Raw genomic sequence first — 15120 nt, 5'->3', positions numbered from 1 at the left:
CTTATCGATTTAGAAAATTAAGTGAGCAACACCTGCAATAATTGGTAGTGTGATTAGAGTTCGTAAAATGAATATCACAAAAAGCTCCAGGATATTCACAGGAATTTTACTTCCTAAAAGTAAAGCCCCAACTTCAGACATATAAATTAGCTGTGTCACTGACATGGCTGCGATAACAAAGCGCGTCATCTCATTATCTATTGATGCAGCTAGGATGGCAGGAATGAACATGTCAGCAAATCCAACAACTATTGTTTGTGAAGCTGCTGCGGCTTCTGGAATATGCAAAAGTTCCAGATATGGTATAAATGGCTGACCTAAAAACTCAAATATTGAAGAGTATTCAGCGATCACTAAAGCAACGGTCCCAAGCCCCATGACAACAGGTAGGACACCAAAAACCATATCAACAGCATTGTGAATGCCTTCTTTAATTACAATATGGAATGAGGTCACTTGTCCTGCTCGCTTGAGGGCCAGATCCATACCCCAAGAAAAAGCGGTATGACCCGTAGGTACAGCATCCAAGTGCTCTTGAGGCTCTGTACCATCAATATAATGTTCTTTCTTTAGACTAAGTGGGGGTAAGCGCGGAATAATAATTGCGGCAACAAAACCCGCAAGACAAATCGCCCCGTAAAAAGGTAGGAATAAATGCTCTAGTTGTACTTGAGCAATTACAACCAAGCTAAATGTAATGGAAACAGCCGAGAAAGTCGTACCGACAACAGCGGCTTCTCGTTGAGTATAGAACTTATTCTCATATTGCTTGCTTGTTAGTAATATGCCTACGCTACCATCTCCTAACCAAGACGCCATACAATCAATAGCACTTCTACCTGGAAGATTAAATATAGGACGCATTATTTTACTTAGCAAAGCACCAAAAAGTTCTAATAATCCAAAGTTGAGTAGAAGTGGTAGAAGCATTCCAGCAAAAATAAATACTGCAAACAAAGTTGGTAACAGCCCTGTGAGAACTAAACCCCCAGTGTTTTCTTCCCAAATTGCTTTTGGACCGATTTGGAAAAAAGTCATCACTACTGCACAACCACCAATTAAACGCACAATCAACCATAATGGTGATGGATTAAAAAGTCCGTTTAAGAAACCATTGCGAAGTATTGCGGCTGGTTTAAAAATGAAGCAAGCAAGAGAGGACACCGCCATAAAAGCAATAATGATCGTAATAATGGTTACAAGCCTGTCACCAAGTAAGGCTGGGATAAGCTTTGCCATTATAGCAACAGGAATAGTTAGGTCACCTTCATAAGAGATAGGTGCTAAAAAGAGGAGCAGACCAATTAAAGATGGGATGAAAAACATCCAGAAATTACCCTTTTGGGCTTCTGCTTTAGTAGTGTTATACATAGGTTTCTCGTGTTACTTCTAGTCAATATTTGTCATATATAAATACATAAATATTCACTAAACATCTATCATCAATCAAAGTTTACGGGAGGTTACCGATAAACATTGTTAATTGCAATACTATTCAGTAAACATATCTACTTATTCAGAGTTAAATGCCCTTTGAAGAGAAAATCTCAAGTTACAATAGGCAAAAGTTCTATTTTTGTTAGATAATTGTATCATGTTGTGTATTTTGTGCAGGTAGTTGTTATTAACAGTGTGATTAGACGAAGAAAATACTTAATAAACGTGATCGTTGTCCATTTATAATAATTTAACTCTTAGATGTTTTAAAATGGACTGGTAATTATTTTCGCTGTGCTTAAATGAGTATCTTGTTACTAATTGGTTAGACGATTACAAAACTTCTCGAAGAGATGGTGCTGGATCTCCGTTTTCCAATCCTCGGATGATTCAACTTTTTCAAGCATATATTTACAGGTATTAGCAAAGCGAAAGCACAACTGGAAGGGATGGTTCCGGTTCTAGGAGAATACGTCTCACAGTCGAATATTGATGGTATTCGATGGATAAGCACCTCTAAAATTTTGGTTAGTCAACAAAGGGATATGTTTTATTATGTGGGCTATTTTCAGTATTACTCAAGCATAGATCGACTGGTATTGGTGATCGTATGTTTATCGGTTTTATCAACGCCATTGGGTTCGTGGCCGAAACTCCCTTTAACCCTTTAAAAGTCAAAGGCTCTTTGAACAGCTTAATTAATTATTATTTCTACTATCAATATGCCAACACAATAAAACTCATATGCAACCAAAATGTTTTTTTATATCATTTATGATAAAAAAATGACTTTATTCATTTAAAGACATAAATTGAACGTGATTTCTTAGGCAAGAATGCATAAGCTATGCTTCCTATTCATTACTAGGTAATAGTTTCCGTGTTTACAAATGAGATGGCAACGAGATGGTTTCCCAATCGTAAAACGATATTGTTCTATTCCGTGCCTGTTTTTATTGCGATTAGTATTGGTGTCTCTCAGTCAGTTAAAGACTCAGGGCTCACAAAAACGATTTCTTTGAACCTGCCAGAGACTAAGATAAAGGCAGAATCTCATCAAATTCAGGTATCCAAGATTGTTATACCTCCACAAATAGAATACCAGATCCAAAAAGGGGATAATTTAAGCACAATTTTTAGTCAACTAGGTTTTAAATACCGTTCATTAATGAAAATAATGGAAACCGATTTAAACGTGCTAGCTTTAGATACACTTAAGCCAGGTAACATATTGCGCTTTTGGTGTGATGAAAAAACAGGTCAATTGGAAAAAATGGAGCTCCAATTTACACTGGCCGATAGAATCATCTATCAGCGTAACAGTGATGGTACTTTTTCATTTTCTGATATTTCTATACCGGGAGAATGGCATCAGGAGCCTTTAGCTGGCGTCGTTAATGGCAGTTTCTCTGTATCAGCGAGTAAAGCAGGCTTAAGCTCTACAGAAATTAACCAAGTGGTCAGTTTACTTAAAGATAAAGTAAACTTCTCTAAAGACCTTCGTGCTGGTGATAAATTTTCAATTGTTCGTCAAACCCAAATGATCGATGGAGTTAGTACAGGTAAGAGTGAAATTGAAGCGATTAAAATATACAATCGTGGTCGTGAGATTTCGGCTTATCTTTATTCAGATGGTCAATTTTACGATTCGAACGGTGAGAGTTTACAAAGAGCTTTTCAACGTTACCCTGTGAGCCGGAGCTGGAGAATTAGCTCGGGCTTTAACCCTCGACGTTTACACCCAGTGACTGGTCGAGTGGCCCCTCATAACGGTACAGATTTTGCCACTCCCACCGGGACCGCGGTTTCTGCAACGGGAGACGGAACGGTCGTTATTGCACGCAGTCATCCTTATGCAGGGAACTATGTTGTTATAGAGCACAATAATAAGTATAAAACTCGTTATTTACACTTAAGCAAAATCTTGGTCAAAAAAGGCCAGAAAGTTTCTCGTGGGCAACGCATCGGTCTCTCCGGTAGGAGTGGTCGAGTTACGGGGCCTCACTTGCACTACGAATTGCTCGAATACGGTCGAGCTGTTAATGCTATGAAAGCAAAAATACCAATGGCAAGCTCTGTATCCAAAGATAGAATGATAGAATTTACAAAACGACGTGACGAATTTGACAGGCTTATCAAATCCACTAAAAAGTAACTTAGATATTCCTTTTATATGACTTCAAACGGTTTGGTAGGTTAGTCTTGCAAGCCGTTTCTTCCCTTTCTAATATATGAATATCTTAATTTTATCCCGTAACCTTTGCTCTATGTAAAATAGATATAATGTATAATCTCAGGTGAAACGATGCAACAAAATGAATTTGAAATACTACTTCAGCAACTTTGTCAAAAAGAAACGCTTGTCGAAGCACTGAGCTTTTTAGGCGAGTGCTCAGAAGAAGAAATTGCGTTTGCTGCGCAATCTCTGAAAGGACAATTTGGGCTTGCAGAAGTTGCAGGTGAAAGACGAATCTACCATATTACCATGCAAGAGAACGAATCAGGCGAGGAAACCGAGTTTGTTGAGCATGTGATGAATGAAGGCGAACATTTAATTAAGTTTGCAGCATGGTTTTTCGAGACCTTTTTTGAAATTAAACCTAAAGAGACTTATAAATCAGCTGGTAAAACCTATCAACAACCTAAAAGGTAATTAACCCAATATCTAAGTGACCTCAAGTCGTCTCGCTGAACATAGTACCTTGAGGTTACGTGGTTATAAAAGCATTGATAGCTGATGTTCATCTTTTAATTTGGATCAGAACTTTATCAATCATAATTCACCTTTCCTCAATTTAGATCCACGACACTTCGTTAAAGCTGTTTATACCCAAGCTACCTAAAAGTGCCTATCCCCTTAGCTATTCCTGTACAAGGGACTCACCTTCAATCTTAAAAGAGCAATAGACTAAAAATATATCTGTGATTTATTTTTTATAAGTGATATGGAAAGTCAGGGTTATGTTTTTGAGTGAGCTGAGCGAATCAGATTTTAAAGAATGTAACTTATTGATATGTATGAGACGGGGATTTTTTTTGTTTTTCTTTTTGTTGTTATTGTCATGTTTGTGTAAAGAAATGTTCTTTATTTGTAGTAAATGTAGGGGGTGAGGGTAAGTTTAAATCAATAAGGTTCATTGACAATACATCTTATATGTAGAAAATAAGCTGCATATTTAAAGAGCTTAATCGCTCTAAAAAATTATTGTTTAACTTATTTTTAGAGAGTTGAAAATGAAATTGTTAATGAATAAATTATTGATTTCCACAATTGTAAGTGCTGCAATTTCAAGCTTTACGGTAAATGCATCAGGTGAACCTGGAAAGATTAACTTCGAGGGTTCGGTGACCAATACTCCTTGTGGAATTTCTGCAGACTCTCTTAATCAAACGGTGGACTTTGGCCAAGTGAGTCGTGCAAACTTAATGCATGGCGGTAATTCTGAACGTCAAGAATTTGAAATCAAACTAGTAAATTGCCAAATTGAAAATGAAAATAAAGTGGCAGTCACTTTTAGAGGTGATGTTTCAGAAGAGAACCATGGAGAGTTACTCGCTCATGGTGATGCTGGTGACGTCGTTATTAAAATGTTTACCGAAGGTGAGCAGCAAATCCAATTAGGTGAAGAGCTAGATCCGACTGAAATTGGTCCTAGTAATAGCTATATTAATACACTACATTTCTATGCTGTTGCAGCAAAGAGAACGGGTATCTACGGTGTACTTGACGGTAATTTTAGTGGAGAAGCTACTTTTACACTTCGCTACGAGTAAGCTGATACTTTTTTAAGATATACCCAAGTCACCCCAAGATGTATTAAATCTAGCATCCTGGGGTGATGTAGTTAAAATGCCTTCCCTCAAGTTTGATTCCTCTTTTAAAATACATCTTCCTTTATACCCAAGTGACTTCAAGATGCTTGATTCAGAGCGAGGTCACTGAGTTGAATTCAAGTAAGACAACGAAGCGGAATAGTATTCTATTTCATTTTTTGTTAGAAGAACGGTTGTCTGACGCAAGAAGTTGGCTCAGTGACACGCTCCCAAAGGGCGAGTGACCTTAACTCTCATACTTTGTTAACGATTCTCAATGTAGAACGACTATATCTCCGAATCGTTGCCGCGCCTGAGAGATAAGGTCATCTCGCTGAACACAGTATCTTGAGGTTACTTGGGTATATACCCAAGCACCTTGAAGTCACTTAGTCATATATCCTCTGATCTTCTTTGTGATTTCGCAGTGCTTTATGCGCTATTTTTATTTCTCAAAGGCTTTATCGTTGCATTCTTCCATAGGTTGTTTGCGAAACATAGCTGTTTGAAGTCATATGGGTGTAGAGATCTTACCTCCTAATTCTCATATTTTAATCTTTTTAAAGGTGTGAGATATTCAACTTGTTGTATTTTTAGTTATCTAGCCAGAAATAAAACCAACGTTTAAGATAATTTCTCTAGCTATAGGGGGAAATTATTAAAGCTATAGTTACTTTCCACTTTTGTAATTTACAGAAGCTAAAAACTGTTTGATGTTACCTAGACATACTTTCAATCTAATTATTTTATTAATCATAATAGTTAGATTGTTAACTTTTAACTGTTAACTTTTAGGCTTTAACATCATTGCTATCTTAGTTCGATATCAAAGAATAAATTTTAATTTTTACTAGTAGAGCAAAGTTTTTAATATTTATTTGTGATTTGTATGTCAATAGATTATTTAAAAGTGAGCTTTAAGTAAGATTTCTATTTTACGTTTGGCTGCTTTTATATATGATTTTTGTTATCTAAGTGATTGAAATAAATGTATACAGTAATGCATCTCACTGTTATTTATTTAAAGTGTGTCATGGCTTTGTTAGTTTTTGTTTTTAGTTTGTGATGATTTGTTTTTTTTGGTTTATAAGTTGAAGATAACATTCATTGACAATGCGACTTAAGATATGGAAAATATATTCCATACCGACGGGCTAAAGCAGCCTAATGAATTATTAATCTAAACGATCGAGATATTAAATATGAAAACTTCATTTAATAAACTGCTTATTACTATGGCAGTAACTGCGGCTACTTCTGGCGCAATGGTAAATGCTGCTGAGCCTGGTCGCATTAATTTTGAAGGTGCAGTAACAGATACTCCATGTGGTATTTCTGCTGACTCTTTAAATCAAAATGTAAATCTTGGTCAAATTGGCCTTGAAAATTTAAATGCTGGCGGTCAGTCTGAACGTCAAGAGTTTGAAATCGAATTAGTGAACTGTCAGATATCAAATGAAGACGGTGCTCAGAACAAGGTAAGCATTTCTTTTAACGGTCGTACTGCTCAGGGTAAAACTGACGAACTTCTAACACGTGGCGATGCTGGTGACGTAGTAGTAAAAATGTTCACTGACAGCGAAGAGCCTGTTGAAATGGATACAGCAATTGAAAGTAATTTCGGCGCTGGTGAAGATAGCTGGATGAATACACTGCACTTTTATGCAATTGCTGCAAAATCAGACGGCGGTACTGTTACAGAAGGTGACTTTAATACAGAAGCAACCTTCACACTAACTTACCAATAAAGTTGAAATTAAGGGAAGAAGTCGGTACTTCTTCCCTTACACTTTGTGTTTTTAGAAACTGCTTTTCCTTAGAAAAACCCACCAAAACGTCTGCACTTTGTCTACTATTAATAATGTTGTTTTTTGCTTATTTTTTATTAGGTCTAATGGTAAATAATGAAACTGTACACTAGAAAAAAGCTCATTGTATTATCAACTTTTTTTGTTGCGGCTGCAAATGCTACTGAGTTCAACCTAGATTTTATTGATGCCAATGACCGTTCAGAAATAAACTTTGAAAGATTCTCGAACGAGGGCTACATACTTCCAGGGCTTTATACTCTTAAACTATTGGTTAATGGTGAGCGTATTAGTACTGCGCCAGTCGATGTTGAAGTAAAAGAAATTGATAATGGTGAAGGTGCTACATTTCCTTGTTTAGATCAGAATTCAATCAAAAATATTGGCTTAAAAAATAATTCAAACATTATCGAAAAATTTAAAGAGAAATCCTGCCTGAATATCAATAAATTACCAATTATTGATTACAATATTGATCTCTATAAACAAGTTATAAACATCAATATTGACAAAAATAAACTGGAATATTCAGAAAGAGGTTGGTTATCCTATAAACACTGGGATGAAGGGATAAACGGTATTACTTTAGACTATAGAATAAACAGTTTATACACTTCTAATCAAAATAAAAAAGATACTTACTCCTCCTCAGTGTCTGGCACTGCAGGGCTTAATTTTGACGCTTGGAGAATACGAGCGAATTATAACGGTGATATTGCTGGCTCTGATATTGATTCTGAAGGGATAGACTTTCAGCAAATTTATGCCTACCGCGCATTAGGCCCCATCAACTCAAAACTCTTTATCGGTGAGCGCTTTCTCAGTAGTGAAATATTTCAACCTTACAGTTTTACGGGTATCTCCTTAAAAAGCGATGAGAGAATGCGCCCTCCAAGACTTCGTGATTATGCACCACGAATTCAAGGTATAGCTAAAACAAACGCAAAAGTTGAAGTTTATCGTGGTAAATACCTTATTTATGAAACCAATGTTGCTGCGGGTGAATTTGAGATCAATGATCTCAACTCAGTACAAGGCATCCTTGATGTAAAAGTGATTGAGCAAAATGGGGATGTTGCTTCTTTTACTGTTGGCTCCGACACCATACCATACTTATTGAGACCTGGAACTTTTAACTATAGCCTTAATGCAGGTAAAACTGATGTAGCACAGGATTCATCCAACGATCTCAGCTTTGTGACGGCTGAGATAGAGTATGGATACAGTAATAATATTACCCTACATACTGGTACAACATTGTCTGAGGATTATAGGTCTTGGGCTTTTGGTTTTGGTACTAATCTTGGCACCTTAGGTTCCGCTTCTTTAGATATGCTAACGTCTAACGCAGAAGTTGATAACTCTGATAATGACAAAACGGGTAACTCCTTCAAACTAGCCTATGCCAAAAACTTTAGCGAATTGGATACAAGCATTAATTTTAGTGGCTATCAATTTTTTGATAGAAATTACTACAGTTTGCCCGATCTAGTCAGTTACCTAGATAACTCAATTGCTTACAACAATACCAAAAGCATTATAAGCGCAAATATCAACCATAATATTGATGTGTTGAATTCTTCAATATCAGTTCAATACTCAAACTTTCAATACTGGGACGACAACAGTGCGGAAAGTTACAATATCTCGTTAGGCACTTCTTTTGACGCATTTGGAATTAAATACATAAAAGCTAATTTGAGTGCAACCCGCTCACTGACAGAAAGTAGTACATTGATAAGTATCAATAAACAAAAGAAGTACGAAACGTCTTACTTCTTTAACTTATCGATACCTTTGGACATTGGCTATGTGAGTTACAACACTAATATTCGTGATGAAATGATTACTCATAATGTCACTTATAGTGGCCGTTTAGCCGATTCAAAAGGTAACTACAGCTTAAGAGCTGGATATAATCAGGTTGAAGATGGAGAAAATGCACAATCGTTTGGCACTTACTTGAGTTATGACTTGCCCTACACTGGCGTAAATCTCAACTCAAACTATGTGAAAGACGATTATCTTTCTGTTGGTGCCTCTCTTGATGGTGGCTTAACTTTCAGTAAGTACGGTTTCGCTGCTAACTCTGGCGGATACGGAGGTAGTACTCGATTGATTATTGATACAAATGGCTACGAAGACGTTCCTATTAGTGGCTCAAACACAAAAACGAACAGTCAAGGTCTTGCGGTTATTTCGAATATATCCAGTTATAGAGTTGAGGACCACTCCGTTGATATGAGTCAACTGCCCGATACTTTAGATGCTAAGCAACCGCATACTGAAACTATTTTAACTGAGGGAGCGATTGGTTATCGCAGTATCAAAGTAATCAAAGGCCATAAAGCTTTTCTTGAGATCGAGCTTAAAGATGGCGGAGTAGCTCCATTCGGAGCGACTTTGAACGATAAAGAAGGTTTAGAGTTAGGGATTATTGGTGATGATGGCATTGTCTGGGCGACTGGGTTTGAGGCAAGTCAAACCTTATCGGTTAATTTTTATGGCCAACAATGTCATGTTCAAACCCCTGAATCAGTTGATGTGAATAAAGTTATTCACCTTAAATGCTTATAATCTTTATTAAGAATTTTAAATTGGAGAAAAAGTTATGTTGTTGATAAACAGTAAATTGAAGAAGCTAATGACTTTTTCTATTCTGGCTACTTTACCAGGACTTTGCTTAGCTGCGGTTTCACTGGATAGAACCCGAGTGATTTTTCCCGGTGATAAAAAAGCCATATCCTTGACTGTCAAAAATGATAATGAATTATCTCCCTATCTTGCACAGTCTTGGCTGGAAGACAGTGAATTCAATAAAGTACGTATTGGTCCTTTTATTGTTTCTCCTATGGTTCAGAGAATTGAACCCGGTCAGAAAAGTTCAGTTCGTATTTCACAGTCAAATTTAATAAAAGACTTACCCACAGATAGAGAGTCATTATATTACTTTAACTTAAGAGAAGTTCCACCCAAAAGCGATCAAAGTAATTCACTCCAGATCGCTCTTCAAACAAAAATAAAATTTTTCTATCGACCTGAATCGATCTTGCCAGGAAAAAATTATATATGGCAAGAGGAATTGATTGGTGAAGCACAAGCTAAGGGTTATGTTATAAAAAACCCTACTCCTTATTATATCTCTGTGATTGGTGTTTCTGGCTCAGCAGATAAACAAAACAGTTATGACTTCAAACCTTTTATGATTGAACCTAAAAGTGATAAGTTCTTAGATAAAAATTTAGGCAAGCAATTCTATCTTTCTTATATCAATGATTGGGGTGGAACTAAGGTCTTAGAATTTAATTGCTTAAGAAAAACCTGTAAGGTTAAGAAGTAAATATTTAGGTATGAAAAGTATGATACGTTTCAACGCTTATATATCACTGTTTTTATTCAGCTTCTCTTTTCATTCATTTGCAGTTGATATGAACTTTAAAGGTGAGCTGCTGGACTCGCCTTGTATAATAGATCCCAACAACTCTGATATAGATGTCACTTTACGTGATATACCTGCATTAAATATGAATTATCTGCCTGGTAAATCAGTTGAAATGCCTTTTCAAATTAAGCTTATAAACTGTAACCTTAATCAAGCTGGCGCAATAAGTATTTATTTCAATGGTGAAACTGAAGAAGGCATGGGTAATTTACAGCACAAATACCTCAAAGTCTCCGGTCAAAATGAAGGCAAGATAGGTCTTGGAGTTCTTGATGAACAAGGTGAGTTAGTCACAATTGGAGAGGGTGACTCTGGGTATCCCATTGAGATAAATGACGAAAATATAACTGTAAATTTCTCAGCGTTTATTAAAAGTACCCCTGATGCTTTAGAAAACAAAAGTGTTGTTGCTGATAACTACTCCGCTAGAGCAACATTCGAGGTGCGTTATGAGTAAAATAATAATATCTAATGTAATGGCAATGGGGTTATTATTATTTTTGTCTTCTTTAAACTCTAGCGCTAGAGCAGATGACATTCCAATTACTGTAACAGGTAATTTACTTATGATTCCCTGCACTGTTAATAATGGAAATACAATTTCAGTTGATTTTAAGACGGTCAATGTCAATGAAATTGATGATGCTGCTATTCTAACCACAATCCCTGTTTCTTGCTCGCCTTACACTTCGGTATTTATTAAGGTGCTCGGGGAGACATTAAATTGGAATCCTGAATCTTATGAAAATATTCTGAAGGCGTCACTTTCATCTGAGCAAAACTACGATGGTTTTGGAATCCAACTTTGGCAGGGTGATACGAGAGATACTCAGTTATTAATCGGATCAGGTAAAGGCGGGCAATATGGCAGCCCTTTGATTGATGGTATGTCAGAAAATGGTAATGGTTCATTTTTATTTACTTTTTTATCAACACTATACAATCGTGATAGTAAACCATTAGAAGCGGGTAGTTTTTATGCGCATGCTACTTTGGATGTTTTTTATTTTTGAATAGCTATAGCGGTGGATTTATGTTGAGAAATATTATCGTATTTTGTTTTTTATGTTTGGGCAGTGTAAGTTTATTTGCAGCGCCAGTTGCTCCTTCTTGTATGGTACTTTGGGCGACGAGTAGCCCTATGCCTGTACTAAACATAGATCTGATACAAGGAAACAGTTATGAAACATCTGTGACTATTGTCGGAAACCCAAGTTCTGATAGAGATGGTTTTTGGGTGGCAAGTGGTACTTCTCTTTTTGCTGAGCCGACTGATAGATTAAATGTAAAATTGTCGAATTATCCAACCTCTTATTCACAAGGAGCGCAGACTAAATGGGCTGTTTTAAAAATACCTAAGAGACTTCAGTTTCAGGAAATTGGTAGTAATGTGACGATAGAGACACAGCTCATTCCTCCTCCAGGCTTTGAGTTACGTGATGGAGGGGCTGATTGGATACTTGTTGGACATACTGTCGCTGGAGTTACAGGTGACTGTACTGAGACAGGTGTGGACTATAAATACGTACGTTTTTGGATGCCGGATGTCGAACTAAGGCTGTCCCTTGCAGCAAATTCACATATTCCCGGTGGAGAATATGATCTTTCGTTCGATTATACCTACGGTTATTTAGAAAATAAGTATCTTTCATCAGGTATTATCAACGCAGAACAGGCAATAAGCTACGTACAACGTTATAGTAATATACAAATGGCAAATATTCATTTAAGCGTAACAAATAGATGTGAATTCAGTCCAAGCGAGATACATCTTGATCATGGCAGTATCCCTGCAAATAATAGCGCTAATGGCCACAAGTCTGATACTCAGAATTTAGATATCAGCTGTAAAGAAAATACGACTATTCATGTGAAAGCGAAAAGTTTAAACAATTCGCCTCTCGACTCGCCTCAAAACTTTTTTAGTTGTGGTCAGCAAGGTTTGTGTAGAGTTTCTTTTACTTATAATGATGTCTCTTATAATGAAGGCTCTTTTACAATGCAAAAAGGTACTATTGGCGTATACTCAAGGTTTTTCTTCACTGAACCTTCCGAGGGAGCAACAGCCACTGGTCCATTCACCGGAAATGCTGTTTTGAGTATCAATATTGAATAGTGAATCTTGGAGCTACTCGAATGTTTTTAATACCTTTGAGTAGCTTGTAGTTTATTTACTTTGTCTTTTTGGACTCCCAATGGGTAATAAAGGCAATCGAAGCAATAATGATCGCCGCTCCAAGCCAAAGTCTTCCCGGGGGGCCCCAACCAAATACTATCCATCCAGCTAAGACATTGAGCGGCAGCTTGGCATGATCAAAAGGCTGAACAAAAGATGCATCGGCAACAGCGTAAGCTTTAATGACTGCCCACTGTGCTAGCGCGGTTAATATTCCTGCCACAAGAATGACCCCCCATACATTAATCTCTTGCGGTACTGCGAAGGACGGTATTGCAAGCAGAATGTTAAAAGGGGTAATGAGTAAAAAAAGGTAGACGAGAATAGTCTGTGGGGGCTCTTTTAAAGATTGCTTCTTGACCATTAATGCATAGCATGCCCAGAAGAATGCAGCACCAACAGGGAGGAGTGATGCCCATGAAAAACTATCAGACCAAGGTTCAAGGATGATCATGGCTCCAATGAAGCCAGCTATGGTTGCAATCCATCTCGCCCCGCCAACCTTTTCTTTTAGGAATAAACCAGAGCCAATAGTCGCGAAAAGTGGGGAAGTCATTAAAAGAGCGATACCTTGCCAAATGGGAACAGGGTAAGCTAATGCCCAAAGCCATAATTGGATGCCGATTACTGCGAGGAAAACACGTACAATATGCAGCCCCAGATGTTCAGTTTGTAAAGATTGCTTGATACCAAGTGATGCTAAATAAGGCAGTATCGCACATAGAGCAATACCGTATTGAAATAGAGCAAATGCCGTGGAGGTCACACCAAAGTGGATGCTTGCGATTTGAGCTAAGCTATTTACAACAGCAAACGCAAAACCTGCGGTGAGCATCCAAGACGCTCCTTGAATGGGATTATGATTCAACACTATTGTCCAAGATCTGTATGTTGGAGGAATTATGGTTGAAATCATACGTTCTAAATTGTAGGTTAGCCAACAAAAAGTGTTTCTTAGCCCATTAATAATGTTGTATTAGATTGAGGCATTACAGATCGCTTGAGTACAGGTTTACAAGTCAGTTTTACAGGGAGCAGTGATGGGAAGCATTCATCTTAACGACACCAAGATCAAACCGAGCAAAATTGTTTGCGTAGGTCGCAATTACGTAGAGCATATCAAGGAACTCGATAACTTGATGCCAGATCAAATGGTGGTATTCAATAAACCTGCTACTGCTATTTCGCCAACTTTGTATTCAAGTCACCAAAAAACTGCTCTGCATTATGAAACGGAAATCTGTTTTTTGATTGAAGGAGGTAAATACGTTGCGGTAGGCCTTGGCCTTGATCTGACCAAAAGAGATACTCAAACAGAGTTAAAGCAAAAAGGGTTACCCTGGGAACGTGCTAAAGCGTTTGATGGCTCAGCAGTATTTAGTCGTTTCCTTCCCTTAGAGGGGCTTGATGTTAATGACTTACATATGGAGCTACTGATTAACTGCGTTCATGTGCAAAAAGGGCATGTAGAACAGATGATTTACCCCCCTATAACCATTCTCAATGAGCTCTGTTCTTTTACAACACTTGAAGATGGCGATGTAGTGATGACGGGGACGCCAAAGGGAGTCGGTGAAGTCCATAAAGGGGATGTGTTTCTTGGTCGTCTAAAATGCGCCGATGTTACTTTACTTGAAGTCGAATGGGTTGCTGTTTAACTTGCTAAAGTGGCTTACTTAGAGCGTCTTTAATAACATCACTCCTAATATCAGCTCCAATTAAAGTGATTTGTGTCTTTTATTTTTAGTCTGGTTGTAATAGAAGTATTAGTATAAAATGTGCTGCTTGTTATAAAAGGCGGCAAAAGAATGATTGATTTTACGATACTTCCAGTTTATCTCACCGCAGTAATCGCTCTGCTTCTATTACCTGGCCCTGATATGTTATTGATTGCTAGTTCAAGTATGAGCTACGGTAAAAAAGTAGGGTTATTTGCCAGTTTAGGTAATGCGACATCGGGTATTATTTTGACCTTGTTGGCTGCAATGGGGGTGTCGACATTAATCGCAATGAGCCCTGTTGCTCTTAAGGTGTTACATCTGCTTGGCGGTGCCTACTTACTGAAAATGGGCTGGGATTGTTTGAAATCAGAAGCCTCTTTAGCTCCTGAATTAGTGAAAGAAAATAAAATGGCGTTGACCTACTATCAGCGTGCATTGATGAGTAATCTGCTCAATCCTAAGGCCTTAGTCTTTTTTGTCATGTTTTTACCTCAGTTTGTCTCTAGCAACATTACTGCATCTTCGGGTGAGCAAATGCTTGCGCTTGGTTTGCTTTTAAACGTGCTGGGATTGCTATTCAACATCTTGTTGGTTGCGTTGGCGGGTACCTTAGGAAAAGGGTTATTGGAAAATGACAAATTCCGTATGTACCAAGGCAAAGTGATGGGGTTGGTGTTCGTTATTCTCGCGGTGTGGATGCTCAGTAGCTTTGTAATGTAACGT

At 37.6% G+C, this 15120-nt stretch carries 13 protein-coding genes; 11 read left to right on the top strand and 2 right to left on the bottom strand.

The features are described from left to right. Nucleotides 1-9 precede the first annotated feature (9 nt). Nucleotides 10-1371: a YjiH family protein gene (locus tag VSA01S_RS13505; protein WP_039979954.1), complete on the bottom strand. Its 1362-nt coding sequence runs from the start codon at nucleotides 1369-1371 to the stop codon at nucleotides 10-12. Nucleotides 1372-2317: 946 nt separating this feature from the next. Here VSA01S_RS13505 and VSA01S_RS13500 point away from each other — a divergent pair. The 9 genes from VSA01S_RS13500 (at nucleotide 2318) to VSA01S_RS13460 (ending at nucleotide 12616) form a co-directional block, all read left to right on the top strand. Beyond that, nucleotides 2318-3592 (top strand): peptidoglycan DD-metalloendopeptidase family protein, encoded by a 1275-nt coding sequence (locus VSA01S_RS13500; RefSeq protein WP_039979955.1) that lies wholly within the window; start codon nucleotides 2318-2320, stop codon nucleotides 3590-3592. Between the two features lie 150 nt (nucleotides 3593-3742). Then, nucleotides 3743-4090: a hypothetical protein gene (locus VSA01S_RS13495; RefSeq protein WP_039979956.1), complete on the top strand. Its 348-nt coding sequence runs from the start codon at nucleotides 3743-3745 to the stop codon at nucleotides 4088-4090. 593 nt (nucleotides 4091-4683) lie between these two features. Further along, on the top strand, nucleotides 4684-5211 hold the full coding sequence (locus tag VSA01S_RS13490) for a fimbrial protein (protein WP_158000758.1): 528 nt from the start codon (nucleotides 4684-4686) through the stop codon (nucleotides 5209-5211). Nucleotides 5212-6452: 1241 nt separating this feature from the next. Continuing rightward, nucleotides 6453-6998 (top strand): fimbrial protein, encoded by a 546-nt coding sequence (locus tag VSA01S_RS13485; RefSeq protein WP_039979957.1) that lies wholly within the window; start codon nucleotides 6453-6455, stop codon nucleotides 6996-6998. Between the two features lie 156 nt (nucleotides 6999-7154). Beyond that, nucleotides 7155-9635, top strand: coding sequence for a fimbria/pilus outer membrane usher protein (locus VSA01S_RS13480; RefSeq protein WP_039979958.1), 2481 nt, complete (start codon nucleotides 7155-7157; stop codon nucleotides 9633-9635). 67 nt (nucleotides 9636-9702) lie between these two features. Continuing rightward, the gene (locus VSA01S_RS13475; RefSeq protein WP_227739137.1) at nucleotides 9703-10398 is read left to right on the top strand and encodes a fimbrial biogenesis chaperone; all 696 of its coding nucleotides are present in this window, start codon (nucleotides 9703-9705) and stop codon (nucleotides 10396-10398) included. A 10-nt stretch (nucleotides 10399-10408) separates the two neighbouring features. Further along, a complete protein-coding gene (locus VSA01S_RS13470; protein WP_021711443.1) occupies nucleotides 10409-10957 on the top strand; it encodes a fimbrial protein in 549 nt (182 codons plus the stop codon). Beyond that, nucleotides 10950-11513 carry a fimbrial protein gene (locus tag VSA01S_RS13465; RefSeq protein ID WP_021711442.1) on the top strand — a complete coding sequence of 188 codons (564 nt, stop codon included), beginning with the start codon at nucleotides 10950-10952 and terminating at the stop codon, nucleotides 11511-11513. Before VSA01S_RS13470 ends, VSA01S_RS13465 begins: the two co-directional genes overlap by 8 nt. 20 nt (nucleotides 11514-11533) lie before the next feature. Further along, entirely contained in the window at nucleotides 11534-12616 is a 1083-nt protein-coding gene (locus VSA01S_RS13460) for a hypothetical protein (protein ID WP_039979959.1), read from the top strand. A gap of 55 nt (nucleotides 12617-12671) precedes the next feature. Here VSA01S_RS13460 and VSA01S_RS13455 read toward each other — a convergent pair whose 3' ends face one another. Further along, nucleotides 12672-13511 (bottom strand): DMT family transporter, encoded by an 840-nt coding sequence (locus tag VSA01S_RS13455; RefSeq protein WP_039979960.1) that lies wholly within the window; start codon nucleotides 13509-13511, stop codon nucleotides 12672-12674. A gap of 205 nt (nucleotides 13512-13716) precedes the next feature. Between VSA01S_RS13455 and VSA01S_RS13450 the strand changes: the two genes are divergently transcribed. Together VSA01S_RS13450 and VSA01S_RS13445 are read left to right on the top strand one after the other, a co-directional pair. Then, nucleotides 13717-14334 (top strand): fumarylacetoacetate hydrolase family protein, encoded by a 618-nt coding sequence (locus VSA01S_RS13450; RefSeq protein ID WP_039979962.1) that lies wholly within the window; start codon nucleotides 13717-13719, stop codon nucleotides 14332-14334. Nucleotides 14335-14484: 150 nt separating this feature from the next. After that, nucleotides 14485-15117 (top strand): LysE family translocator, encoded by a 633-nt coding sequence (locus VSA01S_RS13445; protein ID WP_039979963.1) that lies wholly within the window; start codon nucleotides 14485-14487, stop codon nucleotides 15115-15117. Nucleotides 15118-15120 lie beyond the last annotated feature (3 nt).

It is taken from the genome of Vibrio sagamiensis NBRC 104589 (assembly GCF_007990935.1).
Classification (GTDB): domain Bacteria; phylum Pseudomonadota; class Gammaproteobacteria; order Enterobacterales; family Vibrionaceae; genus Vibrio; species Vibrio sagamiensis.
The sequence above is the reverse complement of the archived record's forward strand: the minus strand, read 5'-3'. Positions and strand labels throughout refer to the sequence as shown.

Excerpts from the sequence above, each read along its gene's own strand:
- VSA01S_RS13485 (WP_039979957.1), top strand. The coding sequence starts at position 6,453 with ATGAAAACTTCATTTAATAAACTGCTTATTACTATGGCAGTAACTGCG.
- VSA01S_RS13480 (WP_039979958.1), top strand. The coding sequence starts at position 7,155 with ATGAAACTGTACACTAGAAAAAAGCTCATTGTATTATCAACTTTTTTT.
- VSA01S_RS13450 (WP_039979962.1), top strand. The coding sequence starts at position 13,717 with ATGGGAAGCATTCATCTTAACGACACCAAGATCAAACCGAGCAAAATT.
- VSA01S_RS13470 (WP_021711443.1), top strand. The coding sequence starts at position 10,409 with ATGAAAAGTATGATACGTTTCAACGCTTATATATCACTGTTTTTATTC.
- VSA01S_RS13505 (WP_039979954.1), bottom strand. The coding sequence starts at position 1,371 with ATGTATAACACTACTAAAGCAGAAGCCCAAAAGGGTAATTTCTGGATG.
- VSA01S_RS13445 (WP_039979963.1), top strand. The coding sequence starts at position 14,485 with ATGATTGATTTTACGATACTTCCAGTTTATCTCACCGCAGTAATCGCT.
- VSA01S_RS13475 (WP_227739137.1), top strand. The coding sequence starts at position 9,703 with ATGACTTTTTCTATTCTGGCTACTTTACCAGGACTTTGCTTAGCTGCG.
- VSA01S_RS13465 (WP_021711442.1), top strand. The coding sequence starts at position 10,950 with ATGAGTAAAATAATAATATCTAATGTAATGGCAATGGGGTTATTATTA.
- VSA01S_RS13460 (WP_039979959.1), top strand. The coding sequence starts at position 11,534 with ATGTTGAGAAATATTATCGTATTTTGTTTTTTATGTTTGGGCAGTGTA.
- VSA01S_RS13490 (WP_158000758.1), top strand. The coding sequence starts at position 4,684 with ATGAATAAATTATTGATTTCCACAATTGTAAGTGCTGCAATTTCAAGC.
- VSA01S_RS13495 (WP_039979956.1), top strand. The coding sequence starts at position 3,743 with ATGCAACAAAATGAATTTGAAATACTACTTCAGCAACTTTGTCAAAAA.
- VSA01S_RS13455 (WP_039979960.1), bottom strand. The coding sequence starts at position 13,511 with ATGCTCACCGCAGGTTTTGCGTTTGCTGTTGTAAATAGCTTAGCTCAA.